23 protein-coding genes are annotated in these 25,992 nt (G+C 61.4%); 13 read left to right on the forward strand and 10 right to left on the reverse strand.

The genetic code is table 11. From position 1 onward, the window contains the following. Positions 1 to 91: 91 nt before the first annotated feature. Entirely contained in the window at positions 92 to 2,137 is a 2,046-nt protein-coding gene (paaZ, locus tag C3406_RS08875) for a phenylacetic acid degradation bifunctional protein PaaZ (protein ID WP_103822167.1), read from the reverse strand. A gap of 282 nt (positions 2,138 to 2,419) precedes the next feature. Between paaZ and paaA the strand changes: the two genes are divergently transcribed. The 13 genes from paaA to paaY all read left to right on the forward strand — a co-directional run bounded on the left by paaA (position 2,420) and on the right by paaY (position 13,608). Further along, positions 2,420 to 3,349, forward strand: coding sequence for a 1,2-phenylacetyl-CoA epoxidase subunit PaaA (paaA, locus tag C3406_RS08880; RefSeq protein WP_103822166.1), 930 nt, complete (start codon positions 2,420 to 2,422; stop codon positions 3,347 to 3,349). 11 nt (positions 3,350 to 3,360) lie between these two features. Further along, complete coding sequence (gene paaB, locus C3406_RS08885) at positions 3,361 to 3,648, forward strand: 1,2-phenylacetyl-CoA epoxidase subunit PaaB (protein ID WP_103179812.1); 288 nt, start codon at positions 3,361 to 3,363, stop codon at positions 3,646 to 3,648. Between the two features lie 8 nt (positions 3,649 to 3,656). Next, complete coding sequence (gene paaC / locus C3406_RS08890) at positions 3,657 to 4,403, forward strand: 1,2-phenylacetyl-CoA epoxidase subunit PaaC (protein WP_103822165.1); 747 nt, start codon at positions 3,657 to 3,659, stop codon at positions 4,401 to 4,403. Positions 4,404 to 4,417: 14 nt separating this feature from the next. Next, on the forward strand, positions 4,418 to 4,915 hold the full coding sequence (gene paaD, locus C3406_RS08895; RefSeq protein WP_103822164.1) for a 1,2-phenylacetyl-CoA epoxidase subunit PaaD: 498 nt from the start codon (positions 4,418 to 4,420) through the stop codon (positions 4,913 to 4,915). Positions 4,916 to 4,922: 7 nt separating this feature from the next. Next, on the forward strand, positions 4,923 to 5,993 hold the full coding sequence (gene paaE, locus C3406_RS08900) for a 1,2-phenylacetyl-CoA epoxidase subunit PaaE (protein ID WP_103822163.1): 1,071 nt from the start codon (positions 4,923 to 4,925) through the stop codon (positions 5,991 to 5,993). Next, positions 5,990 to 6,757 carry a 2,3-dehydroadipyl-CoA hydratase PaaF gene (gene paaF / locus C3406_RS08905; protein ID WP_103822162.1) on the forward strand — a complete coding sequence of 256 codons (768 nt, stop codon included), beginning with the start codon at positions 5,990 to 5,992 and terminating at the stop codon, positions 6,755 to 6,757. The genes paaE and paaF overlap by 4 nt, the downstream gene beginning before the upstream one ends. A gap of 2 nt (positions 6,758 to 6,759) precedes the next feature. Further along, the gene (paaG, locus tag C3406_RS08910; protein WP_103822161.1) at positions 6,760 to 7,545 is read left to right on the forward strand and encodes a 2-(1,2-epoxy-1,2-dihydrophenyl)acetyl-CoA isomerase PaaG; all 786 of its coding nucleotides are present in this window, start codon (positions 6,760 to 6,762) and stop codon (positions 7,543 to 7,545) included. Position 7,546: 1 nt separating this feature from the next. Then, positions 7,547 to 8,971, forward strand: coding sequence for a 3-hydroxyacyl-CoA dehydrogenase (locus tag C3406_RS08915; RefSeq protein ID WP_103822160.1), 1,425 nt, complete (start codon positions 7,547 to 7,549; stop codon positions 8,969 to 8,971). After that, positions 8,961 to 9,383: a hydroxyphenylacetyl-CoA thioesterase PaaI gene (gene paaI / locus C3406_RS08920; RefSeq protein WP_103822159.1), complete on the forward strand. Its 423-nt coding sequence runs from the start codon at positions 8,961 to 8,963 to the stop codon at positions 9,381 to 9,383. The genes C3406_RS08915 and paaI overlap by 11 nt, the downstream gene beginning before the upstream one ends. After that, on the forward strand, positions 9,383 to 10,588 hold the full coding sequence (gene pcaF, locus C3406_RS08925) for a 3-oxoadipyl-CoA thiolase (protein WP_103822158.1): 1,206 nt from the start codon (positions 9,383 to 9,385) through the stop codon (positions 10,586 to 10,588). The genes paaI and pcaF overlap by 1 nt, the downstream gene beginning before the upstream one ends. A gap of 39 nt (positions 10,589 to 10,627) precedes the next feature. Beyond that, positions 10,628 to 11,980 (forward strand): phenylacetate--CoA ligase PaaK, encoded by a 1,353-nt coding sequence (gene paaK, locus C3406_RS08930; RefSeq protein WP_103822157.1) that lies wholly within the window; start codon positions 10,628 to 10,630, stop codon positions 11,978 to 11,980. 85 nt (positions 11,981 to 12,065) lie between these two features. Then, positions 12,066 to 13,001: a phenylacetic acid degradation operon negative regulatory protein PaaX gene (gene paaX, locus C3406_RS08935; protein ID WP_103179802.1), complete on the forward strand. Its 936-nt coding sequence runs from the start codon at positions 12,066 to 12,068 to the stop codon at positions 12,999 to 13,001. Between the two features lie 10 nt (positions 13,002 to 13,011). Beyond that, positions 13,012 to 13,608: a phenylacetic acid degradation protein PaaY gene (gene paaY / locus C3406_RS08940; protein WP_103822156.1), complete on the forward strand. Its 597-nt coding sequence runs from the start codon at positions 13,012 to 13,014 to the stop codon at positions 13,606 to 13,608. Between the two features lie 160 nt (positions 13,609 to 13,768). On the opposite strand, the gene nadS is transcribed toward paaY, so the two are convergent. The 9 genes from nadS to C3406_RS08985 form a co-directional block, all read right to left on the reverse strand. Further along, positions 13,769 to 14,053 (reverse strand): NadS family protein, encoded by a 285-nt coding sequence (gene nadS / locus C3406_RS08945; protein WP_103822155.1) that lies wholly within the window; start codon positions 14,051 to 14,053, stop codon positions 13,769 to 13,771. A 1-nt stretch (position 14,054) separates the two neighbouring features. Next, positions 14,055 to 14,387: a type II toxin-antitoxin system RelE/ParE family toxin gene (locus tag C3406_RS08950; RefSeq protein WP_103822154.1), complete on the reverse strand. Its 333-nt coding sequence runs from the start codon at positions 14,385 to 14,387 to the stop codon at positions 14,055 to 14,057. 240 nt (positions 14,388 to 14,627) lie between these two features. Beyond that, complete coding sequence (locus C3406_RS08955; protein WP_103822153.1) at positions 14,628 to 16,826, reverse strand: glycoside hydrolase family 2 protein; 2,199 nt, start codon at positions 16,824 to 16,826, stop codon at positions 14,628 to 14,630. Then, a complete protein-coding gene (locus C3406_RS08960) occupies positions 16,816 to 19,488 on the reverse strand; it encodes a response regulator (protein ID WP_103822152.1) in 2,673 nt (890 codons plus the stop codon). Before C3406_RS08960 ends, C3406_RS08955 begins: the two co-directional genes overlap by 11 nt. 2 nt (positions 19,489 to 19,490) lie before the next feature. Beyond that, positions 19,491 to 19,925, reverse strand: coding sequence for a globin family protein (locus C3406_RS08965; RefSeq protein WP_103179796.1), 435 nt, complete (start codon positions 19,923 to 19,925; stop codon positions 19,491 to 19,493). Further along, the gene (locus C3406_RS08970; RefSeq protein WP_103822151.1) at positions 19,922 to 21,316 is read right to left on the reverse strand and encodes a DUF3131 domain-containing protein; all 1,395 of its coding nucleotides are present in this window, start codon (positions 21,314 to 21,316) and stop codon (positions 19,922 to 19,924) included. The genes C3406_RS08965 and C3406_RS08970 overlap by 4 nt, the downstream gene beginning before the upstream one ends. Continuing rightward, positions 21,301 to 22,848 carry a DUF3131 domain-containing protein gene (locus tag C3406_RS08975; protein WP_103822150.1) on the reverse strand — a complete coding sequence of 516 codons (1,548 nt, stop codon included), beginning with the start codon at positions 22,846 to 22,848 and terminating at the stop codon, positions 21,301 to 21,303. Before C3406_RS08975 ends, C3406_RS08970 begins: the two co-directional genes overlap by 16 nt. Next, positions 22,845 to 24,176, reverse strand: coding sequence for a DUF3131 domain-containing protein (locus tag C3406_RS08980; RefSeq protein ID WP_103822149.1), 1,332 nt, complete (start codon positions 24,174 to 24,176; stop codon positions 22,845 to 22,847). The genes C3406_RS08975 and C3406_RS08980 overlap by 4 nt, the downstream gene beginning before the upstream one ends. Further along, positions 24,173 to 25,987 (reverse strand): glycosyltransferase family 2 protein, encoded by a 1,815-nt coding sequence (locus C3406_RS08985; protein WP_103822148.1) that lies wholly within the window; start codon positions 25,985 to 25,987, stop codon positions 24,173 to 24,175. The genes C3406_RS08980 and C3406_RS08985 overlap by 4 nt, the downstream gene beginning before the upstream one ends. Between the last annotated feature and the right edge of the window lie 5 nt (positions 25,988 to 25,992).

Below are 25,992 nucleotides of genomic sequence, written 5' to 3' on the forward strand. Positions count from 1 at the left end.
GTTAAGTACCGTTTGCCTGCATTTGCCAGATGTTTTGTCAGATGTGCCAGAAGCCGGGTAACGTGCGCGACGTTACCCGGATGGAGGGGAATCAGGCGTCAAAATCTCCGCGCTGACGGGAGACGAGGGTCAGGATCGAGTAGAGCGCTACCGGCTGCTGGTGCTGGTTGAAAATCTCAACCGCCCATTCCACCACGCCGGTCGGTTTCTCTTCCGCTGTACGCTGTTTCTTCAGCGTCTTGCGCTTACAGGTCAGCCGCACCTGGATGGTGTCGCCCGGCTTCACCGGCTCAATAAAGCGCAGGTTTTCCATGCCGTAGTTGGCGATCACCGGCCCGACGCCCGCATCGACGAACAGACCCGCTGCCGCAGAGATCAGGAAGTAGCCATGCACCACGCGTTCGCCAAAAATCGACTCCGCCGCACCAATCTTGTCCATGTGGGCGTAGAAATGATCCCCGCTCAGGCAGGCAAAGTTAACGATGTCGGTCTCGGTCAGGGTGCGGCGTGGGGTCAGCAGGCTGTCGCCCGGCTGTAACTCCTCGAAGTATTTGCGGAACGGATGAACGCGATCCTCCTGCACCTGCGCGCCGCGTACCCACTGCTGGCTGATGGCGGCCAGCATGCTCGGGCTGCCCTGGATAGCGGTGCGTTGCAGGTAGTGTTTCACCGCCCGCAGGCCGCCCAGCTCCTCACCACCCCCGGCGCGGCCCGGGCCGCCGTGTACCAGCTGCGGCAGCGGGGAACCGTGGCCGGTGGACTCTTTGGCCGACTCTTCGTTGAGGATCTGGATACGTCCGTGGGCGCGGGCGGCGCCGGCGATAAACTGACGCGCCAGGTGCAAATCGGCGGTGACCAGCGTCCCGGCAAGGCTACCTTCCCCGGCGCGGGCGAGGGTCATGGCGTGCTCGCGATCCTGATACGGCATCAGGGTCGCCACCGGGCCAAAGGCTTCGGTGGCGTGTACGGCAGGGGTTTCATCCGGCTGCGGACAGAACAGCAGCGTCGGTGGGAAGAAGGCCCCGGCAGCGTTCAGGTCGGCTTTCCCGCCCAGACGAATCTGGCAGCCTGCCGTGACTAAAGCATCCACTTTCTCCTGCACGTCAGCGCGCTGCTCGGCGTTCACCAGCGAGCCCATTTTGATCCCTTCCTGAGCCGGGTCGCCGACAGCCACTTTTTCCAGCCGGGCGATCAGCGCCTGGCTGACGGCCTCCACCTGCGCCTGCGGAACGATGATGCGGCGGATCGCGGTACATTTCTGCCCGGCTTTTGCGGTCATCTCCCGCACCACTTCGCGGATAAACAGCGCAAACTCCGGCTGCTCCGGGGTGACGTCATCCCCCAGCACGCAGCAGTTCAGGGAGTCCGCTTCCATGGTGAAGGGAATCGATTTTGCCACGATGTTGGGGTGGACACGCAGCTTCTGGCCGGTCACGGCGGAGCCGGTAAAGGTCACCACGTCCTGGCTGTCGAGCTGGTCGAGCAGATCCCCCGCGCCGCCGCAGATCAGGCTGATGGCGCCCTCCGGTACCAGGCCGCTGTCGACGATCGCTTTCACCATCGCCTGAGTCACCTGAGCGGTGGCGGTGGCTGGTTTAATGATTGCTGGCATCCCCGCCAGCCAGGTGGGGGCCAGCTTTTCCAGCATCCCCCAGCAGGGGAAGTTAAAGGCGTTAATGTGGACGGCGACGCCGGATTTCGATGTCAGGACGTGACGCGCGGCGAAACCGCCTTCTTTTGAGAGCGGGATCAGCTCATCTTCCGGCCACAGGGTATCGTCCGGCAGCTCGCGGCTGCCGAGGCTGGCGAAGGTGAACAGCGTGCCGATCCCGCCCTCGATATCCACCCAGCTGTCGGCGCGGGTCGCCCCGGTTTGCGCCGACAGGGCATAGAAGGTCTCTTTCTGGCTCAACAGATGTTTTGCTACCGCCTTCAGCATCGCGGCGCGTTCGATAAAGGTCATGGCATGAAGCGCTTCGCCGCCTTTCTCTATGGCGTAGCGACGCGCGGCGGCCATGTCCAGCCCTTCGCTGGTAACGGACCAGAGGGATTCACCGCTGATGGCGTGTTGAATGGTGCGCTCACGGCCCCGGCCAGACTGCCAGGTACCGGACAAGAAGCTGGCTAACTGCTGCATCTTTCTCTCCAGATGGTTCGTAATTTCACTATAAATAGTTCGTTTGTGAATCATAAAAAGCAAGCGACTTGTTAATGTTTTATTAACATTGTGATCTCGCTTAATCTTCTTAACTCCCGCAGGCCGCGTCGTATCTGGGGTGTGGAAATCTCTTGCGAGCCTCATCACAAAACGAATAAACGCTTCTTGGGTTATTCATTAACCTTTGTGTAACTTTTATAAAACAAAGTGATTCATCATTGAATGATATTTAGCAGTTAAACGAATCAAAAGGGTGATGACGTGACGGAAGAACAACGCTTTGAGCAGCGCATCGCGCAAGAGACGGCCATCGAGCCGCAGGACTGGATGCCTGACGCGTACCGTAAAACGCTGATCCGCCAGATTGGTCAGCATGCGCACTCCGAAATTGTCGGCATGCTGCCGGAAGGGAACTGGATCACCCGCGCCCCGACGCTGCGCCGTAAGGCCATCCTGCTGGCGAAAGTGCAGGACGAAGCCGGGCACGGGCTCTACCTCTATAGCGCGGCGGAAACGTTGGGCTGCGCCCGGGAAGACATCTACCAGAAGATGCTCGACGGCAAGATGAAATACTCCTCCATCTTCAACTACCCGACCCTGAGCTGGGCGGATATCGGCGTGATCGGCTGGCTGGTGGATGGCGCGGCCATCGTTAACCAGGTGGCGCTGTGCCGGACCTCCTACGGCCCCTATGCCCGGGCGATGGTGAAAATCTGTAAAGAAGAGAGCTTCCACCAGCGTCAGGGCTTTGAGGCCTGCATGGCCCTGGCCCAGGGCAGCGAAGCCCAGCGCCAGATGTTGCAAGACGCCATCAACCGCTTCTGGTGGCCAGCGCTAATGATGTTTGGCCCGAACGACGACAACTCGCCGAACAGCGCCCGCAGCCTGGCCTGGAAGATCAAACGTTTTGGCAATGACGAGCTGCGCCAGCGCTTTGTCGACAACACCGTGCCGCAGGTGGAAATGCTGGGCATGACCGTCCCGGATGCGGATCTGCAGTTCGATGCCGAAACCGGTCACTACCGTTTTGGCGAGATCGACTGGCAGGAGTTTGACGAGGTGATTAACGGGCGCGGTGTCTGCAATCACGAACGTCTGGCCGCCAAGCGTAAAGCCTGGGAAGAGGGGACGTGGGTGCGCGAAGCCGCACTGGCGCACGCTGAAAAACAACACGCCCGCAAGGTCGCATAAGGGGAATCAAGATGAGCAAAACATACTGGCCGTTGTACGAAGTCTTTGTCCGCAGCAAGCAGGGGTTATCCCACCGTCACGTGGGCAGCCTGCATGCCGCCGATGACCGTATGGCGCTGGAAAACGCCCGGGACGCCTACACCCGCCGTAATGAAGGCTGTTCCATCTGGGTGGTGAAGGCGAGCGAAATTGTCGCCTCTCAGCCGGAAGAGCGTGGTGAGTTTTTCGACCCGGCGGAGAGCAAGGTCTACCGCCATCCGACCTTCTACACCATCCCTGATGGCATTGAGCACATGTGAGGCAAGGGATGAAAACGTTAACGCAATATGTTCTGCGCCTGGGTGATAACGGGCTGGTGCTCTCCCAGCGTCTGGGGGCGTGGTGTGGTCACGCCCCGGAGCTGGAGATTGACCTCGCGCTGGCCAATATCGGCCTCGACCTGCTGGGCCAGGCGCGCAATTTCTTAACCTACGCCGCCGAGCTGGAAGGCGAGGGCGACGAAGACACGCTGGCCTTCCAGCGCGACGAGCGCCAGTTCAGCAACCTGCTGCTGGTGGAGCAGCCCAACGGCAACTTCGCCGACACCATCACCCGTCAGTACTTTATCGACGCCTGGCACGTGGCGCTCTATACCCGTCTGACCCAGAGCCGCGACGGGCAGCTTGCCGCCATCGCCGCCAAATCCATCAAAGAAGCCCGCTACCACCTGCGCTTCAGCCGCGGCTGGCTGGAACGCCTGGGCAACGGCACGGAGATCTCCGGGCAAAAAATGCAGCAGGCGGTCAATGACCTGTGGCGTTTCACCGCCGAGCTGTTCGAGGCCGACGAGATTGACCTGACTTTGGCTGCCGAAGGTATCGCCGTCGATCCGCGCAGCCTGCGCGACGCGTGGGAAGCGGAAGTCTTTGCCGGGCTGAACGAGGCGACGCTGAGCGTGCCGGGCGAGTCCGCCTACCGCACCGGTGGTCGTAAAGGGCTGCACACCGAACATCTGGGGCCGATGCTGGCAGAGATGCAGTATCTGCAGCGCGTCTATCCCGGCCAGCAGTGGTAACCCAGGAGAGCGCCATGCAACATGCCGTCCAACTCACCCCCGCCGCCGTCCCGCAGATCTGGTCTCTGTTAAGCCAAATCCCGGACCCGGAGATCCCGGTACTGACCATCACCGACTTAGGGATGGTGCGCAGCGTGACGCCGCAGGATGAGGGCTGGGCCATCGGTTTTACGCCGACCTATTCCGGCTGTCCGGCTACCGACCATCTGATGGGGGCGATCCGCGACACCCTGACCGCCCACGGCTATGGCCCGGTGCAGATCACCATCCAGCTCAACCCGGCATGGACCACCGACTGGATGACCCCGGACGCCCGGGAGCGCCTGCGCCAGTACGGCATCAGCCCACCGGTCGGGCACAGCTGCCATGCGCATCTGCCAGCTGAGGTGACCTGTCCGCGCTGCGCCAGCACCCGCACCACGCTGATCAGTGAATTTGGTTCCACGGCCTGCAAAGCGCTCTGGCGCTGCGACAGCTGCCGTGAACCCTTCGATTATTTCAAATGTATCTGAGGTCGCCATGACAACGTTTCATTCCTTAACGGTGGCAAAAGTGGAACCCGAAACCCGCGATGCGGTGACCATCACCTTCGCGGTTCCCCAGCCTTTGCAGGAGGCCTATCGCTTCCGTCCGGGCCAGCATCTGACCCTGAAAGCCCACCTCGCGGGCGAAGAACTGCGCCGCTGCTACTCCATCTGCCGCAGCGTTCAGCCGGGCGAAATCAGCGTGGCGGTAAAAGCCATCGACGGCGGGCGCTTCTCGCGCTATGCCCGGGATGAAATCAAGCAGGGGATGGCGCTGGAGGTGATGGTGCCGCAGGGCCATTTTGGCTATCAGCCGCTGGCCGAACGGGAAGGCTGCTACCTGGCGATTGCCGCCGGTTCCGGCATTACCCCGATGCTGGCAATCATCTCCAGCACCCTGAAAACCGAACCGAAAAGCCAGTTCACCCTCATCTACGGCAACCGCAGCAGCCAGAGCATGATGTTCCGCCAGGCGCTGGCCGATCTGAAAGACAGCTATCCGACCCGCCTGCAGGTGGTCAACATCTTCAGCCAGGAGACCCTGGACAGCGAACTGCTGCACGGGCGCATCGACGGCGAAAAACTGCAGGCGCTGGCCAAACACCTCATCGACTTCAGCCAGTTTGATGAAGCCTTTATCTGCGGCCCGGCGGCAATGATGGACCAGGCCGAACAGACGCTTAAGGCGCTGGGGATGCCGGAGAAATCGCTGCATCTTGAGCGCTTCAACACGCCGGGCACCAGCGTGAAACGCGCCCACCAGGTACAGGTGGAAGGACAGAAAGTGACGGTGCGCCAGGACGGGCGCGACCGCGAGATCACCCTCACCGCCGAAGACGAAAGCATTCTGGATGCCGCTCTGCGCCAGGGGGCGGACCTGCCGTACGCCTGTAAAGGCGGGGTCTGCGCCACCTGCAAATGCAAGGTGGTGCGCGGCAAGGTGGATATGGTGACCAACTACAGTCTGGAGCCGGATGAACTGGCGGCAGGCTACGTGCTGAGCTGCCAGACCCTGCCGCTGACCAGCGACGTGGTGGTGGACTTTGATGCGAAGGGGATGGCATGAGCGACCTGATTGTCACCCGTCACGGTCGGGTATTGCTCCTGACCCTCAATCGCCCCGCGGCCCGCAACGCCCTGAACAATGGCCTGCTGAGCGAACTGGCGTCCACCCTGGAAGCTGCCGCCGTAGACAGCGAGATTTCGGTGTGCGTGATTACCGGCAACGAACGCTTCTTTGCCGCCGGAGCCGATCTGAACGAGATGGCGGAAAAAGATCTCCCCGCCACCCTCAACGACATTCGCCCGCAGCTGTGGGCGCGGATCAACGCCTTCAGTAAGCCGCTTATCGCCGCCGTCAATGGCTATGCGCTGGGCGCGGGCTGCGAGCTGGCGCTGCTGTGCGATGTGGCGATCGCCGGAGAAAATGCCCGCTTCGGCCTGCCGGAAATCACCTTAGGCATTATGCCGGGCGCGGGCGGCACGCAGCGCCTGATCCGCAGCGTCGGCAAATCCCTTGCCAGCAAAATGGTGCTGACCGGGGAAAGCATCACCGCCCGTCAGGCGCTGGCGGCCGGGCTGGTGAGCGATGTACATCCCGAAGCCCTGACCCTGGAATATGCTCTCAAACAGGCGGCACTGATGGCGCGTCACTCCCCGCTGGCGTTGCAGGCGACGAAGCAGGCGTTACGCCAGTCTCAGGAGGTGGCCCTCACCGCCGGGCTGGCCCAGGAGCGTCAGCTCTTCACCCTGCTGGCGGCCACCGAGGATCGCCGGGAAGGGATCGACGCCTTCCTGCAAAAACGCACCCCTGAATTTAAAGGACGCTAACCATGGATTTCATTCTGAGTCACGTTGAGCAGGGGGTCATGACCCTTACCCTGAACCGCCCGGATCGGCTCAACAGCTTCAATGAGGAGATGCATCAGCAGCTGGCGGCATGTCTGACCCAGGCGGAGCGCGACGACAGCGTGCGTTGTCTGCTGATTACCGGTGCCGGACGCGGTTTTTGTGCCGGGCAGGATCTCAACGACCGTAACGTCGACCCGAACAGCCCCGCGCCGGATCTCGGCATGTCGGTGGAGAAATTTTACAACCCGCTGGTACGCCGTCTGGCAAAACTGCCCAAGCCGGTGATCTGCGCGGTGAACGGCGTGGCCGCCGGAGCGGGGGCGACCCTGGCGCTGGGCTGCGACATCGTTATCGCCGCCCGTTCGGTGAACTTTGTGATGGCCTTCAGCAAGCTCGGTCTGGTGCCGGATTCCGGCGGTACCTGGCTGCTGCCGCGTCTGACCGGACGCGCCCGGGCGATGGGCCTGGCCCTGCTGGGGGAGAAGATCAGCGCTGAGCAGGCACACGCCTGGGGGATGATCTGGCAGGTCGTGGATGATGCCGAACTGACCGACACCGCCCGTCAGCTGGCCGTGCATCTCGCCACCCAGCCGACCTTTGGCCTGGGGCTGATCAAGCGGGCGATCAATGCCGCCGAAACCAACACCCTTGACGCGCAGCTGGATCTGGAGCGCGACTATCAGCGTCTGGCCGGGCGCAGCGCCGACTACCGGGAAGGGGTCAGCGCCTTCCTCAACAAACGCGCGCCGCAGTTTACGGGGAAATAAGATGACGACAATTCATACCGTGGCGGTGATTGGCAGCGGCATTATGGGGGCCGGGATCGCCGAAGTGGCGGCCAGCCACGGCCATCCGGTGCTGGTCTATGACATCAATGCCGACGCCATCTCCCGCGCCATTGACGCCATCCGCAGCCGTCTTGAATCCCGCGTGGCGCGCGGCAAGCTCGCCGCCCATGACGCCGAACAGACGCTCCAGCGCCTCATCCCGGCGACTAACATCCACGCGCTGGCGAAGGCCGACCTGGTGATTGAAGCTGCCTCTGAGCAAATGGCCGTTAAAAAGGCGCTCTTTGCCCAACTGGCGGAGATCTGCCCGGCTAACACGCTTTTAACCAGCAACACATCCTCAATTTCTATTACCGCGATTGCCGCCGACCTGCGTCATCCTGAGCGCGTGGCGGGGCTGCACTTCTTTAACCCCGCCCCGGTGATGAAGCTGGTGGAAGTGGTAAGCGGCCTGGCGACCTCCGGGGAAGTGGTCGAACAGCTGAGCGAGCTGGCGACGCGCTGGGGCAAACAGCCGGTGCGCTGCCAGTCCACGCCGGGCTTTATCGTTAACCGCGTGGCGCGTCCGTACTATGCCGAAGCCTGGCGGGCGCTGGAAGAGCAGGTTGCCGCTCCGGAAGTCATCGACGCGGCGCTGCGTGAGGGGGCGGGCTTCCCGATGGGGCCACTGGAGCTGACCGACATGATCGGCCAGGACGTCAACTTCGCCGTGACCTGCTCGGTATTTAACGCTTTCTGGCAGGAGCGCCGGTTCCTGCCGTCGCTGGTGCAGCAGGAGCTGGTGCTGGGCGGACGTCTCGGCAAGAAGAGCGGGCAGGGGGTCTACAACTGGCGTAACGAAAAGCCTGCCGTTAACTGGCTTGCAGAGGTGGACGATAGTTACAGTGTCACGCATCAGCAGAAAAAAAGTGACGGTGTCACTGAAATCGACGGCGTACTGCTGATTGAAACCCAGGGCGAGACCGCTCAGGCGCTGGCGAACCGTTACGGCCAGCCAGTGGTTGTGTTCGACAGACAGGAGAGCGACGTGGCGGTGATTGCCGCCGCGGCCAGCAACCCGACAGCCGCGACACTGAAAGCGGTGCGCCACTTCCAGCAGCAGGGCAAGCGCGTGTTGCAGGTGGCGGATTATCCCGGCCTGCTCATCTGGCGCACGGTGGCGATGATTATCAACGAAGCCCTCGACGCCCTGCAAAAAGGGGTCGCCAGCGAACAGGATATCGATACCGCCATGCGCCTCGGGGTGAACTACCCGCGCGGCCCGCTGGCCTGGGGAGAACAGTTTGGCTGGCAGCGTCTGCTGCGCCTGCTGGAAAACCTGCAACGCCATTACGGCGAAGAGCGTTACCGTCCTTCATCCCTGCTGCGCCAGCGCGCGCTTCTGGAGAGTAGCTATGAGTCATAACGCCTGGCGCAACGCCCGCGCCATGTATGAAAACGATGCCTGCGCCCAGGCCTATGGCATCGACATTATTGAGATGGATGACGGCGTCGCCGTGTTGACCATGACCGTCACGCCGCAGATGCTCAACGGCCACAAGAGCTGCCACGGCGGACAGCTGTTTACCCTCGCCGACACCGCTTTCGCCTACGCCTGCAACAGCCAGGGGCTGGCGGCGGTGGCCTCGGGCTGCACCATCGATTTTGTCCGTCCGGCGTTTGCCCAGGACAAGCTCACCGCCACCGCGCAGGTGCGTCATCAGGGGAAACAGACCGGCGTATATGACATTGAAATCGTTAATCAACAACAGAAAACGGTTGCCCTGTTCCGTGGGAAATCCCACCGTATCGGCGGCACTGTGACAGGAGAAGCATGATGCGTGACGCCTTTATCTGTGACGGGATCAGAACCCCAATCGGTCGCTATGCCGGTGCGCTGTCCGGTGTGCGCGCGGACGACCTGGGCGCCATCCCGCTGCGCGAACTGCTGGCGCGTAACCCGGGTCTGGATGCGGAGCGCATCGACGATGTGATCTTTGGTTGCGCGAACCAGGCGGGGGAAGACAACCGTAACGTGGCGCGCATGTCCCTGCTGCTGGCCGGGCTGCCGCAGACGGTATCCGGCACCACCCTGAACCGCCTTTGTGGTTCCGGTCTGGATGCGCTGGGCTTTGCCGCCCGCGCCATCCGCGCTGGTGATGGCGACCTGATGATCGCCGGTGGTGTGGAGTCGATGTCCCGCGCGCCGTTCGTGATGGGCAAAGCGACCAGCGCCTTCCAGCGCCAGAATGAAATTTTCGATACCACCATCGGCTGGCGTTTTGTGAACCCGCTCATGGCGCAGCAATTTGGTTCTGACAGCATGCCGGAAACGGCAGAGAATGTAGCGGAATTGTTAAAGATTTCCCGTGAGGATCAGGATGCCTTCGCCCTGCGCAGCCAGCAGCGCACCGCTCAGGCCCAGGCCAGCGGCATTCTGGCCCAGGAGATCGTGCCGGTCGTCATTAAAGGCAAAAAAGGGGCGGTCACCGAAGTGGTGCATGACGAGCATCTGCGCCCGGACACCACCCTCGAAATGCTGGCCGGGCTGAAAGCCCCTTTCCGGGCGGGCGGCGTGGTCACCGCCGGTAATGCTTCCGGCGTGAACGATGGCGCTGCGGCGCTGATTGTCGCCAGCGAGAAGATGGCGGCGGCCCAGGGCCTGACCCCGCGTACCCGCATCGTGGCGATGGCCACCGCCGGCGTTGAGCCGCGTCTGATGGGGCTGGGCCCGGTGCCTGCCACCCGTCGTGTGCTGGAGCGCGCCGGGCTGAGCATCAACGACATGGACGTGATCGAACTGAATGAAGCCTTTGCTTCGCAGGCGCTGGGCGTGCTGCGAGAGCTGGGGTTGCCGGACGATGCGCCGCACGTTAACCCCAACGGCGGGGCAATTGCCTTAGGCCATCCGCTGGGTATGAGCGGGGCCCGCCTGGCGCTGGCCGCCAGCAATGAGCTGCATCGTCGTAAAGGGCGCTATGCGCTCTGTACGATGTGCATTGGTGTCGGTCAGGGCATTGCCATGATCCTTGAGCGTGTCTGAACAATTATAAAAAGCGAGTACCCTACGATGACAACGACAATGACAAATACAGCGACAACCGCAACGTCAACTGCAACCTCGACGGCAACGCATCTTGACCCCATCGAAACCGCCTCCCTTGATGAGCTGCAGGCCCTGCAAACCGAGCGCATGAAATGGACCTTAAAACACGCCTATGAAAATGTGCCGATGTACAAACGCAAGTTTGATGCGGCAGGCGTGCATCCTGACGATTTCAAAGAGTTAGCGGATATCCGCAAGTTCCCGTGCACCACCAAGCAGGATCTGCGCGATAACTATCCGTTTGACACCTTTGCGGTGCCGATGGAACAGGTGGTGCGTATTCATGCCTCCTCCGGCACCACCGGTAAACCCACCGTGGTCGGCTACACGCAGAACGACATTGATAACTGGGCCAACATTGTGGCCCGCTCCCTGCGCGCCGCGGGGGGCAGTGCCAGGGACAAAATTCATGTCGCCTACGGCTATGGCCTGTTCACCGGCGGCCTGGGCGCCCACTACGGCGCCGAGCGCCTGGGCGCCACGGTGATCCCGATGTCCGGCGGCCAGACCGAGAAACAGGCCCAGCTGATCCGCGATTTTCAGCCGGACATGATCATGGTGACCCCCTCTTACTGCCTCAACCTGATCGAAGAGCTTGAGCGCCAGATGGGCGGCGATGCCAGCCAGTGCTCCCTGCGCGTGGGCGTTTTTGGCGCCGAGCCGTGGACCCTGGCGATGCGCCGGGAAATTGAAAAACGCCTCGGTATTACCGCTCTGGATATCTATGGGCTCTCCGAAGTGATGGGGCCGGGGGTGGCGATGGAGTGCATCGAAACCGCCGACGGCCCGACCATCTGGGAAGATCACTTCTACCCGGAGATCGTCAACCCGAACGACGGCACGCCGCTGGCCGATGGCGAGCAGGGGGAACTGCTCTTCACTACCCTCACCAAAGAGGCGCTGCCGGTGATCCGCTACCGCACCCGCGACCTGACCCGCCTGCTGCCGGGCACCGCCCGCACCATGCGCCGCATGGACAGGATCAGCGGCCGCAGCGACGATATGCTGATTATCCGCGGCGTCAACGTCTTCCCGTCCCAGCTGGAAGAGGAGATCGTCAAGTTTGAGCACCTGTCGCCGCACTATCAGCTGGAGGTGAACCGTCGGGGCCATCTTGATTCACTTTCGGTGAAGGTGGAGCTGAGAGAAAGCAGCTTAACCCTGACCCACGAGCAGCGTTGCAACGTCTGCCACCAGCTGCGCCACCGCATTAAGTCGATGGTGGGGATCTCTACCGACGTGACGATCGTCAACTGCGGCAGCATTCCACGTTCCGAAGGCAAAGCCTGCCGCGTCTTCGATCTGCGTAAAGCCGCTGCCAACAGCTAAGGCTGTCCGCGACCCTCTGCGTATTAGGGAGGGTCGCGCTTTTAGCGCTATGCTATGATTCATCCGCGAAAATAATCACAACAGAATGAATCACATGAGTAAACTCGACGCCTTTATCCAGCACGCTGTCAGCTCCGTTCCCGTCAGCGGCACCTCGCTGATCTCCTCCCTGTACGGTGATGCCCTGTCCCATCGCGGCGGTGAAGTCTGGCTGGGAAGCCTGGCGGCCCTGCTGGAGGGGATGGGATTCGGCGAGCGCTTCGTGCGTACCGCGCTGTTCCGTCTTAATAAAGAGGGCTGGCTGGATGTGGTTCGCATCGGCAGGCGCAGCTTCTACCGCCTGAGCGACAAAGGATTGCGTTTAACCCGCCGGGCAGAAACCAAAATTTATCGCGCAGAGCTACCGGCCTGGGACGGCAAATGGCTGCTGCTGCTCTCTGAAGGGATGGACAAAACCACGCTGGCGGATGTGAAAAAGCAGCTGATCTGGCAGGGCTTCGGCACCCTGGCGCCGAGCCTGATGGCCTCGCCGTCGCAACAGCTGGCAGACGTACAGACCTTGTTGCATGAAGCGGGCGTGGCGGAAAACGTCATCTGCTTTGAGGCGCATTCGCCGCTGGCGCTCTCCCGCGCCGCGCTGCGCGCCCGGGTGGAGGAGTGCTGGCAGCTCAGCGAGCAGAACCTGATGTATGAAACCTTTATCGACTCGTTCCGGCCCCTGCTGCCCCTGCTGCGGGAGGCCACGCCGGAGGAGCTGACGCCGGCGCGCTGTTTCCATATCCAGCTCTTGCTGATCCATTTTTATCGCCGGGTGGTGCTTAAGGATCCGCTCCTGCCGGAAGAGTTACTCCCGTCGCACTGGGCAGGCCAGACGGCCCGCCAGCTGTGCATTAACATTTATCAGCGCGTCGCGCCGGGTGCGCTGGCGTTTGTCAGTGAGAAAGGGGAGACCTCGGTCGGCGAACTGCCGTCGCCCGGCTCCTCCTACTGGCAGCGCTTCGGCGGCCTGACGCCCGCGTAACGGAGGTTATGTGCCTGTATATCAAATTGATGGTCTGACACCGGTTGTTCCACAGGAGAGTTATGTCCACCCGACAGCGGTCCTGATTGGCGACGTGATCCTCGGTAAGGGCGTCTACGTGGGCCCCAACGCCAGCCTGCGCGGAGATTTTGGCCGTATCGTGGTGAAAGACGGGGCCAATATTCAGGATAACTGCATCATGCACGGCTTCCCCGAGCAGGATACGGTGGTGGAAGAAGAGGGGCATATCGGGCACGGCGCCATTCTGCACGGCTGCGTGATCCGCCGCAATGCGCTGGTGGGGATGAATGCGGTGATCATGGATGGCGCCGTGATTGGCGAGAACAGCATCGTCGGCGCGGCGGCATTTGTGAAAGCGAAAGCGGAAATGCCTGCCGACCATCTGATTATCGGCAGCCCGGCCAAAGCGATCCGCGTGTTGAGCGAGCAGGAGATGGCGTGGAAAAAGCAGGGCACCCGTGAGTATCAGACGCTGGTGGAGCGCTGCAAACAGACGATGCATCAGGTGGAGCCATTGCACGAGGTGGAACCGGATCGCAAGCGGCTGGTGTTTGACGAGAACCTGCGGCCCAAGTCGGCCCGCTGAGCGGCAAACCCCTTAATCCTGCGTGAGGCCATCTTTGTGTAGATTGAAGGATGTTAAGGGTTAATTTAGTGGCACCCTAAAAGCCCCGGCACGCTGTCGCTGGGGCTTTTTTCTGCGTTTTTATTTTACCTGTCGCTGTTGGCATCCCCAACACGACCTGTTAATGCGCTGCCAGTTCGTAAAAGAATGCCGGGTTCGCCTGGATCGTGGCCAGCACTTTGGCTGCCAGGCCGGTGGGGTTACGTCTTCTGGATTCCCAGCTTTTGATGGTATCCACGCTGGTGCCCAGCGCTTTTGCCATTTCTGCCTGGGAGACGTTGAGCTGCTCTCTGATCGCTTTGACATCGGCAATCTCATAGCGGGTAACGCGGGAAGGGGCTTTGGTCCCGTTTTTGATGTCGACCGCCTCTTCCAGGGACGTTTTGAGTTCGTCAAAAAAATGCATTTCACACCTCGTTTTTCAGTAAGGTTGTCAGTTTTTTTAGTTCAACCTTTTCCGCATCAGTCAGATTCTCTTTGGCGCTTTTCGGATAAGCGAGCACCAGCCAGATAATCTCCCGTGTTGCCAGAAGGTAAATTACCCTGGCGCTGCTGCTTTTACCCTGGCCACCCGTGGCCATCCTGACTTTTCGCAGCCCGCCGGTATTCTGAATAACATCACCTTTGTCCGGAAAGGCAATGAGCTCTTTTTGTAACGTCAGGAGTTCATCATCAGTCGCGATCTGTTTGATTTGCCGCGTAAACAGTGACGTCTCGATAAATTCTATCGCATGGCACACGATTCTCTCTCCATGTAAGGTACCATGTACACCTTCAGGTGTACATAGTACAGATCCAGAATTATTTTGCTGCCAGAGAACGCGTGAACTGAAACGCGCGCTGGCACCGAGCGGCATTGTAAGGAGCATGGCGAGAGTGTGCTGAAACACGTGCTGACGCTACGAGGCGTCTCGTAAAATTGCAGGGTTTATCAGAAGGTAAACCCTCTCAGAGGAGAGGGTTATCAGGAAATTTACGCTTTACTTCCTGGCGGGCGACGCCTCGACAGACTCTTCACGCCGGTTTTTGCCCACCGTTTCTCGCGCGTTATTCTCAATGCGATACTCAATGGTCACCCGTTCACCACTGGTCGGTGTGACGGTAATCTCTTTTACCCTGGTACCCGAGTCGGGCGGCAGGGTCATGATCGTCTCGCCTTCAGCCAGCCGTTTTCCGCTCTGCTTCACCTGCCACGTCAGGCGGCAATCTTCGCAGGCTGACCAGGTGTCGTTAATCGCCCACAGGCGCACCGTCGCCTCGCTTCCCTGACGCCAGATATCGGTAACGGGTTCGATGGAGGGGAGGATCGGCTGGTAGGCGCGCTTCAGGGCGTAGTAACCCGCCTTCGGTTTGCGCAGGTAATCCACCACCCCCCAGTTAATCGAGGGCCAGGTTTCGACAAACATAAAGTGGAAGAGGGCCGTCACCGGCTGATAGCGCTGTCGGCGATAGCTCTCCGCCGCCGTCGCTACCAGCTGCGCCTGATACGCCTGGGTATTGGCAATCATCTCCTGGATAGTATTGCCCCGGGGAATGTTGGCGAACTTAAAGGTCTGGAAGGGCTGGAAGTTATGGTACTTCCAGTGCGTCCAGCCGGGATCGTCCGCCGCCGTGCTCTTCGGCCACATCAGGCTCTCAGGGATGAAGGTTTTCAGGGTGGAGAGCCGCGGCAGCGCCTGGGCGCCAAACTCGGTGATAATCCCGGTTTTGGCGGGCGCCAGCAGATCGCGTATCGTGCCGAAGTACCACCCCGCCCAATAGTGTTCCTCCACGGCGGAAAAACGGTGCACGATGCGGGAGCTATCTTCCGCGAGCGTGTCGCCCACCCGTTTCGTCAGGGACTGGTTTAAGCTTTTGTTCCAGTCCGGGAAGCGTTTTTCCATCCACGGTGAGTTCCAGGGCGGCTCGTTGTGCCCGCCCCAGACGATGATGGCCGGCGAGTTACCGAACTGCTCAACCATCTGGCGGGTCTGGCGAACCGCGTTATCGGCAAAGGCGACGCTGTCATCATAGCCCCACTGCAGGGGCACATCCTGCCAGATCATCAGCCCCATCTCGTCCGCTACATCATAGAGCGCGCGGCCTGCCACATGCCCGTGGACGCGAATGGCGTTGGCGTTCATCGCCTCCACCAGTTCGAAATCCCGGCGGTATTTTGCCCGCGTCATGGTACCGAGCCAGGGGGAGCCAATATAGTTACGGCCCTTGATGAACAGCCGACGGTCGTTGATGAGCCAGCCTTTATTGTCCGGCTGCTCCTCCAGCTTGCGTAACCCGGTTCGGGTGAGGGCGGTGTCCATCAGCCCCTGCTCATTCCGCAGCGAGGCTCGCACCCGGTAGAGGTTCGGCTTGCCGACGCCCACCGGCCACCAGAGCCTGGCGGAGCGCATTGGTAGCGAGACGTTCAGGGTGCCAGCGGTGCTCTTGAGCGTGACCGGGAAGTCCTGCTGAAAGTCCGGGCCGCTGAAATTGTCCGGTGCGGCAGAGAGGCGCAGGATGGCGGGCCCATCCGCCAGCGCCCGGTAGCGAATCTCGGCGCGCAAGATGGGGTTTTCCAGCCCCTCGCGCCAGTCCGGGCGCAGGATCACCTCGTCAATCGTCACGCCGCGGCTCAGGTGCAGCTTCACCGGAGCCCAGATGCCGCCGGAGTTGGCATCCTGACCGTGCTCGGACCAGGCGCCGCCGGGGCGGGTGTCGTGCTGGTTAAGCACCCCTTTGACCAGGGTTTTGTGCAGCGGCCAGATGGTTTTCGGATCTTCGAACGGGCTCTCCACCCGAACGGCGAGCCGGTTATGGCGGCGCAGGGCGTCGCTTATATCCACCGGGAAGCGCTGGAAATAGCCTTCGTGGCGGGCAAGCGCCTTGCCGTTGAGCGTCACGTCGGCGAAATAATCCACGCCGTCAAACACCAGGGTAGCCATGGTATCCGGCGCGCGCTCCGGCAGGGTAAATTCATGACGGTACCAGAGCGCGCCCTGATGATCGTATCCGGCGCTGTACCAGTTGGCGGGCACCCGGAGCGTGCGCCAGCCGCTGTCAGGGGCGCTGGCCCCGTTAAAAGTGTTGTCGTTGGCATCATGCACGCGCCACTGCCCGGCCAGCGACCAGGTGACCGGCACAGGCGCCGCTTGCGCCAGCGGAAGCCAGACGACCAGCGGCAGAATAAGTTTAGGGATCATGATTTATCTCCTGCGCCCGGTGGTGCAGCCAGGCGGCACCGCGTCCGGCCTCGCTGAAGAGCTCGCCGCGCAGCGCTTTAAGCCCGGCCGGGTCCAGCGTTGCCGCCTGGCTCTCTAACTGCTGGAGCCGTTCTGCCAATCCGGTAAAGCCGAGGGTGGCGGCTTCGCCGCGAAGCCGGTGCGCCGCCCGGCCCAGAGCCTCGCGGTCGTCGCGGTCGATCGCCCGGGCGATTGTTGCTACCGCCTCGTCGAGCCCCTCGCCGAACAGATCCAGCAGCTCCTGTACCAGAGCGGGATCGTCCGCGCACTGTTTTAATAGCCGGGCTTCGTCCGGCAGCCCTTTATCACTCTGCGGGTTATGACTCCCCGGGCCGACGCGCGCAATCTCTTGCTGCAACGCCTCCTGGCTCACCGGTTTGGCGATATAGCCATCGAACCCCATCGCCAGGCAGCGTTCTTTATCTCCCTGCATGGCGTGGGCGGTCATGGCGATGGCGGGCTGGTGGGTGCCCCCCTTGGCCTGCGTCTCTTCCCGCAGCTGGCGGATAGCGGTTTCGCCGTCCATCTCCGGCATTTGCAGGTCGATCAGCAGAATGTCCCAGGCGTGTTCCCGCCAGCGTTCCAGCGCCTCGCGCCCGTTATTGACCACTTCGCACCGGTGGCCGAGCCGCTCCAGCAGGCGGCGGGCGACTTTCTGGTTCACCAGATTATCCTCGGCCAGCAGAATGCGTAGCCCGGACTGCGGCACGGCGGGCGCCGTCGCGGGGGCCGGGGTCAGGACTGGGGTGGGTTCAAGCACGCTGGCAATCACCTGATGCAGCTCGCGCTGGGCAATGGGTTTATGCAGATAGTGGGCGATGCCGATGCGCTTAAGCATGTTGGCGTCAAAATGGCGGCTCATGGAGCTGAGCATAATGATATGGCTTTGCTCGGTCTGGGGCAGCACGGAGAGTTCGAGCGCCAGCGAAACGCCGTCCATATCCGGCATTTGCGCGTCCAGCAGGATCAGCGCCCAGCGCCTCTCTTCGGCTGCGCGTCGCAGCGCCTCGGCGGCGTTGTTAACGCAGGTTGGCGCCAGCCCCATCTGGTGAAGCATGGTATCAAGCAGGCGCAGGTTGGTGCTGTTGTCATCCACCACTAGCACCTGTTCGCCATTGAAGCGCCCCACAGGCGCGGCGGCCTGCTGGCTCTCCAGCGGCAGGGTGAAAGCAAATTCGCTCCCCACGCCGGGCTGGCTCTCAACCGTCAGCTCGCCACCCATCAGGCTCACCAGCCGGGCCGAGATGGTCAGCCCCAGTCCGGTGCCGCCGTAACGGCGGGTGGTGGAGCTATCGGCTTGGCTGAAGGCCTCGAAGATCGCTTTTTGCTTATCCGCCGGAATGCCGATGCCGCTGTCGCGTATGCGAAAACGCCACCGACCTTCATCGTCAGCGGGCGCTATCGCCAGCAGCACTTCGCCCTGGTGGGTAAACTTCAGGGCGTTGCCCAGCAGGTTGGTAAGGATCTGGCGCAGCCGGGGACCGTCCGCTACCAGCACCTCCGGCAGCTCGGGGGCAATATCCACCAGCAGCTCAATGCCTTTTTCGCTGGCGGCGGGCATGTGGGGGCGGATCAGCGACTGAATAAAGGGGCGGATCTCCAGCGGCTCCACATCCACCGACATCTTGCCCGACTCGATGCGGGAGAAGTCGAGAATGTCATTGATAATATGCAGTAGCGACTGGGCCGAACTCATGACCAGCGAAAGATACTCCCGCTGCTCCGGGTTAAGAGGGGTGTCCAGACAGAGCTGGGTCATGCCCAGAATGCCGTTCATCGGGGTGCGAATTTCGTGGCTCATGTTGGCGAGGAAGGCGCTCTTCGCCTCGTTGGCCTCCCGGGCCACCTTCGCCGCCTCTATGGCCAGCAGTTCCGCCTCTTTACGACGGGTAATATCCTGTAGGGTGCCGATCACCCGTTCGGCCTGCTGCTGCATGTTGAGAGTCACCACCTGGCCCGAAATCAACATCCAGCGCCAGCCCCGGGCGGCGTGCTGGACGCGAATTTCGCATTCGAATACCGGCATATGCGCCTGGCGCGAGGCGATCATCGCCTGGCGCAGGGTGGCGCGATCCTCCTCGTGCACCAGGTTAAGCAAAAAGCGCAGCGGATAGAGCAACTGCGTGCGTGACTCGCCCACCATCGCCAGTAGAGTATCGTTCACCTGCAGGCTGTCGTGGGAGACCTGCCAGTCCCAGATGCCGATCTGGATCGACTCCGCGGTAAGTAAAAAATCGTCGTGCAGCTGGTGGCGCGAGCGCTGGGCCTCGTCCAGCTCGGTGATGTCCGTATGCAGGCTGATAATGCCGCCGTCCGCCAGCCGCTGATGCTGGACGTAGAGCCGCCGCTGACCCGACTGCCGCACTTCGCGATGGCTCGGCTGACGGCAGTTGCGGATAATCGCTTCGCGCAGGGTCTGGCGGCGGCCAGGATCGATGTTATAGCCCGCATCGATAAATTTTTCCGCCAGGCTCTCCAGGGTGGCGCCGACGGCCAGCCAGGGGGTGATGACCGGGTAAAAGCGCGTCACCTGGTCGTTCCAGGCCAGCAGGCGCTCCGCCGGATCGTAGATCATTACCCCCATGGGCAGCGCGTTAAGATCGAAATAGGATCGCTCTTGCATGGTTATTCGCCTCCCGCCTGATAGTGCAGCTCCGCCTGGCGGCGCAGGTACTCCAGCCCGGGCGCGATCGCCATTGCCCAGGCGGTGAGGATCTCCTCGTCGCAGAGGGGATCGCAGGCGCGAACGGTTCTGAGCATCGCTTCCCGCCAGAGGGCGAAAAACCGCGGCGGCAGGCGCAGCCCTTCATGGCTCTGCTCCCGCGCCAGCCGCTCCAGAAAGTCCGGCACGAAGAGCGCACCATCGACGGCCAGCATGGCGAAAAAGCTCTTAAAGAGCATCTGCTGGCCCTCCGCCTCCGGATGCCGGGCGAAGTGCTGCTCCGTTTCAGGAGACATATGGATAAATGTCTCCCGGAAGGCCTCAAAAAAGCGTTTTTTGTCGTTCTCCGGCAAGACGCGATTCAGGCTTGCCTCAAAGAGATCGCGATAAAACTTCATGGTGCACCCCTCGTGGCCCGTTCGCCGGGCAGACAGAGGCCGGGCGGGTTAAATTCATCCGTCGTGCGGCGGGAGAAATAGCTGTTCTCATCCGCAAGGCCGTTTTCAAACAGCGGCCCGGCGTTGTGTTTGTAGTAGAGGGCTTCCAGCACCATGGCGTTGGTGGAGAGGGTGAGGGTCGGGTTGATATCGCCGGTCGCCTCAACGCGTCCCTCAAACCAGCCCTGCTGCGGGTTGTTGAGATGGCGGGTGACCGCCATCAGAGCATCGGTATAGTCGTTTTCCCACAGCGCCCAGAGCAGGAAGACCGCTTTGGTAGAGACCTGCGCCAGCCGGGGGTAGTATTTGCCGTCGTCCCCCAGGGTGTTCCAGGCATAGCCGTTTCCCCAGACGGTGTCCTCAACGTGCCAGGGCGCCTGGGAGAGATAAAAATCGGCCCGCGCGGTGAGCACTTTGTCCTGCTCCCAGCGCGATTTCTGAGAGAGCCATATCCCTTCTGCCCGGGCGCGCAGCGCTTTTTGCACATCGGACGGTACGCCGGGCGGCTGCCAGCCGAACTCCACTCCCGGCAGCATCGCGGGGAGGGTGGTCAGCAGCGAAGGTTGCCAGGTGGTGCGCGGATCCCGGGCATCTACGGCGAGGCTGCGCTGAAAGAGGATCACATTACGCGAAGGGGGAGTGAACGCCTTTCCTGCCGGGAATCCCCACAGGCGAAACGCGCTGGCGGCGTACTCACTCTCACCCATACGCAGCTCCTCGCGCAGCACCGGCTGGCCGTTCTGAACGGAGGCGGACCACAGTTCCCCCTCGTTATCCATCACCCGGCAGAAGTTCCAGCGCAGAATGATCTTATCCAGATACTCGCGATACTGGGGGGCGCGTTCGGCAGTAAGCCGCAGGGCCAGCATCAGTCGGGCCATATCCTTTGCCGACCAACCGCTCTTTGCCGGTTTACCGGTAAAGTCGATGGGGGTCGCCGTCCGGCTGGAGTAAAGCCTGCCCGGGGTGCGGGTTTCGGTCAGGGTCAGCCGGTTAAGCGTGCCGAGCAGGCGCGTCAGGGGGGCGTCAAACTCAGACTCCTGCACCAGCCCCAGATCCCGGGCGGCGAGCAGGGCGATGAGGGTGTCGCCCATTTGCCAGAGGGTGACCCGCGGCTGTTTGTCGCTGCCGTTCACCAGCCCGGTCTGCGGCTGGGTGTTATTTTCGAAATAGCGCCAGGCGATGCGGGCCCACGCCTGCTCCTGCGACGTCAGGCTGTCGATGCGCGCGGTGGTGTGCCAGCCGCCCTTCGTCAGCCAGCGCCACCCTGCGCCCTCCCGGCTGAAGAGGGCGAGGGCAATAAGCACTAGGAGGAGGGCGACCGCCAGCCAGCGGGCTACGGTTTTAAGCATTGCGCGGTCACCGGCGGCAGTTTGACAGGCTCGTCTGCACTACAGGCGGCGCACTGGCAGGCCTGGCAGGCGGGTTTCGTGCGCTGGGTGGTCCCGGTCTGTTCACACCAGCTCTTAACCGCCGGGGTGCTGCTCAGGAAGGGGCGGTTGCGCGGGGTATTATTGGGCTCGAAAAGATCCACCAGCTTTTTGTCCCAGAGCGAAGGGGCGAAATCGCGGTTTTTCGGGTTGTCGGTATTAAACCGCAGCAGCTTGCCCTCTTTCTTGAACAGCAGCGCCTCCAGCATGATGCCGTTGTTATTGGCGGTGAACTCTTTAATCGGGCCGTCGCCGTTTTCGTAAAGCCCCTCGTAGTAGCCTTTGCCCTCTTCGTTGGCGTTTTCAATGGTGTCCAGCAGGCGGTCGGTGTAAGGCGAGTTCCAGAGTACCCACATCCCCAGTGCCGCCTTCAGGGATACGGCGGCGGTGTTAGGGACATACTGGCCTTTGTCGGTGATGGTGTTCCAGTTAAAGCCGTCGCTAAAGACGGTGTCATATACAAAGTAGGGCGACTTATCCAGCTGGTGCTCGGAGCGGGCGGACAGTATCCCGGTAATGGCGTAGCGGTTCTCCTGAGCCTGATAGACCCGGTCGGCAAAGTTTTTCATCCACGGGTGGGAGTAGTCGCGCGGGCTGTTATTCCGGTCCAGCGGATTGTCATACCCGAACTCCATGCCGTACAGCACGTAGGATTCGGTCACCACGTAGTTATGCTGGCTGGTTTGACGCGGATCGCGCGAGTCGTAGGGCACCAGCACGCAGTAGATCTCCGCCAGCTCGTAAGGCTGCGGGCGGCTGGCCTGACAGGTGCTAAACCCCCAGAGCTGGAAACCTGCCGCGCCATACTCTTCATAGCCCAGCCGTCCTTCCTGCACATATTTCGGCTGGCCGTTCTCCAGGTAGGCGCCGTACATCATGCCGCAGGGATCGATAACGTGGCTGAAGTCCCACCCCAGCACCACGTTATCGATGCTGTTGGCATACTCCGGGTAGCGCTCTTTGATCACTTTTAACCAGATCAGCATCCTGCCGATATCCAGCGCCGAGAAGCCAATCTCCCCCGGTTTGTTCTGGTAGTTCACCTTCTGGCCGGTAATGGTGTTGTAGGCCTTGTTAGGCAGCTCGTTGCGGAACAGATCCAGCTTGTTCAGGGTGGCGAGCAATTTCAGCATCCGGCGGTCAAACTCGGCTTTATCAATGATCCCCAGCTCCCGCGCCGCCGTCATGGCGGCCATATAGGAGGCGCTGTCCCACATGGTGGTGGAGGGGTATTTGTTTACCGCATTGACCAGCCCGGTGGTGGGTTGGAAGTTGGCGACAAAATATTGCCAGGCGTTTTTGGCGATAGCCATCTCCCTGGGGGTAAGCTCGCCGTTGCGCGGTTCGTACTCCGAGGCCGGCAGCCCGGTGGCGGCCTGTGCAGCGGAAAGCGTGAGCCAGCACGCCATAAGCCCGGCCAGAAGAGGAAAAAAGAGGAGAAATTTCAGCTTCATGGCGTAGCTCCTGCTGAAGAAGTAGGGGAAGTCGTCAGGCTCAGACAGGCCAGACAGAGCATCTGGCCGTGGGCAATATAGGCCAGGCTTTCGAGCACGATGGCATTGGTATCAGCGTCAATCACATCATTCACGCTGCTGTTCAGGTTAAGTCCGCGCTGCCACCCCTTGCCGGGCACCTGCAGCGTCTGAACCTGCTGGCGCAGCGCTTCGCTCCAGCCGTTGCGGAACAGGGCGTACCAGGCGAAGGCGGAGCGGGTGGAGGTAATCGCAGTCTGTTCCGGGGTGGCATCGCGCAGGGCGCTGGTTTGTAGCGGCTGGCGATCGGGCAGATCGTTTACGTAATCCGGCGCGGGCTCGGCATAGTCGGTGCTGATGGGCGGCTTGCTCACCCGCAGCCCGTGACGGCGCTGCTGGATCTGCATAATGCGCCAGGCGATCTCCGCGCTCTGGGCGTCGAAGCCCAGCTCCAGGCCGGTTAACAGGTAGGGGAGACTGATAAGCGATGGCTGTCGGCCCCAGGGGGTACGTAGCCCCTCGTCGGGCACCATAATACCGTCGATATCGATCATCTGCTGCCCCTCCGGCGGGTTGGTCACCGCCAGCCCCGCCGCGCTGTCGATCAGCCGAAGCGTATGGCTGGCATACAGACGATAACCGAAGCTGTTTCTGGGCTCGTCCGCCGCCAGTGCCCAGTGGTGGAGCGGCGCTGCGGCCTGGGTCGCGGGATTACTGGCGATCAGGGCCCCAACCTTCCACTGGTTAAAGAGGTCGCGCACGGCGGCGGCATGCTGGGGATAGCGCCACAGCAGGGTTTGAAGGGCATTGAGCAGGCGGCCCATGCCAATAGCGGAGGAGTCTGGCTTGCCCAGCATTTGCAGCGTGTCCGCATGATAATAAGCGGCGGGTAGCCCTTCGGGATTCAGCGGGAGCTGCCCCAGCGTAAACAGCGCCGCGGTGATGCGCTCATCAAATTCGTCTGTCGTCAGGATATTGAGCTGTTTGGCGGCCACCAGCGCAAAGAGATAGCTGCCGGTGCTCCACAGGCTGAGCCAGGGCTCGCCATCGTGGGCGTTGGCCAGGCCGTTCGGCTGGGTATTGTTGACATAATATTGCCAGGCTACCCGCGCCCAGATCGCCTCGTCGAAGGTGAGTTCACGCGTGGCGGGCAGGGGTGGGAAATCTTTACTCAGGGTCATGCCCGCGCTGCTCTCCACGCGCGAAGGCATCTGTTTCTCCACCCAGACGACGATGGCGAAGCCCAGCAGGAAACCGATCAGAATAGTGAGGTAGCTGCGGGCCGACAGCAGCGCATCGCGTTTTCTCATTGGCTCGCCTCCTCTTCGGCCGGGGTCCAGACGGCGGCCAGAATCAGCGGCAGCATGGCGGCAATATTCACCGCACCCCAGAAAATATTGATGACGTAGCCGGAAGGGTCGTCAACCTGGCCGCGGGCTACCTGTATTCCGCCCCAGATGAGGCCCGCCAGGGTGAGCACGACGATAGCGATCTGCGGCTTCACCAGGTAGAGAAAACGCCCTGTCTGCCGCTCTTTGGGGGTGACGTGAAATTTTATCTGCTCGCCGCGCAGCACCGTATCGAGCGCCCGCAGATTCATGGAGAAAAACGAGAGATACGATGCCCTGCCATCCCAGGCTGATATTCCCCAGGTGCCGAACATAAACGCCAGTTCGGAGACGATGAAAAAGGGCAAAAAGTGGAGATAAAAGGGCTCAGACCAGGCCGACACAGGGGGAATACCGGTAAAGAGATAGATAATCGGCGAGACCAGGAAAATGGTATTCCATACGCAGGCCATGTAGGACCAGAAGGTGGTGGCATACATCAGCGTTTGCGGCAGAGAGAGCTTAAAGCGGCGGCGGCTGAAGATATTGTCGTGAAACAGAATATCCAGCGAGCCGGCGGCATATTTAAAACGCTGGATCATCCAGGTCAGCATATCCTGCGGGGAGAGCATCTTGGATTCAATGCGCGGGTGCATGACCGAGCGCCAGCGGCGCGCGGCATCGCCGTGCAGCAGGATAGAGGTGTAAATATCCTCGGAAACGTGGAATTTATATGGGGTCAGCTCCGTATCGAAGGCCACGTGGGGACGCATTGCCTCCTGCAGGGTTTCGCGCATCGCCGGATCGCGTATGTCCCGGGTATGGCGGTCGATCTCCTCTTCGACGGTCCAGACGTAGCTGCGCAGCGCCGCCTGCATCACCGCCTCGCGTCGATGCACCGAGGCCGCGCCGCAGCAGAAGGCGGCATTAGCCCAGTTGCGACGGCGTAAAATCACGTCGTAGAACATGCGCGGATCGTTGAAAAAGGGATCCCGGCCAAGGGTTACCGGGCCGATAAATTTCTGGGCGAGCCAGCCGAGACCGTATCCCGCTTTACCCGCCCTGCGCCCGAGCCAGTGCGCCAGATTTTCCCCTTCCGGCAGGTCGAAGAACCACTGGGGTGTTTGCACCCAGGCGACGTCCGGATCGCGGAAATAGCCCAGCGTATGGCTCAGCAGCGTGGGGAAAACGCGGGTATCGGCGTCGCAGATGATCAGGAAATCGCCGTCGGTCTGCTCAAGTCCGTTGCGCAGGTTGCCCGCCTTAAAGCCGATATTGGTCTGGCGGGTAATGTAGTTGGCGCCTTCCTCTTCGCATACGGCTTTCATCTCCGGACGCCGGCCATCATCCAGCACATGGACCTTGTAATCCAGCGGGACAGGGTAGGCCATTTTCATGGCGTCGCGGATGGAGAGCCGCACCAGCTCTACATCTTCGGAGTAGGTGGCGATAAAGAGATCGACCTTTATCGGCCTGGACTCCTCGGCATCTTCCGGCCGCAGGCAGTCGTTGATCTCAGACGGCGGGGGCGTTTGCGGCGGATCCTCTTCCTTCCACAAGTTAATGGTGAACAGCACCGTGCCGATCCAGGCCAGGGTTTCCGCCAGCACCAGCGGAATGGCGTACCAGAGCGCGTCGGTATTTAAAGAGGCCGTCCAGCGCCAGTAAATATAGTTGGCACCAAGAATAAGCGCGGCCACCGCTAATACCTGCCAGGTCATCATGACCCAGCGCGGCGTTTTAAGCGGTTCAGGCGGACGACGATGTTCAAAACGGGAAAAATAAAAATCCATAGCGA

The sequence above is a fragment of the Leclercia sp. LSNIH8 genome (genome assembly GCF_002920195.1).
GTDB lineage: Bacteria > Pseudomonadota > Gammaproteobacteria > Enterobacterales > Enterobacteriaceae > Enterobacter.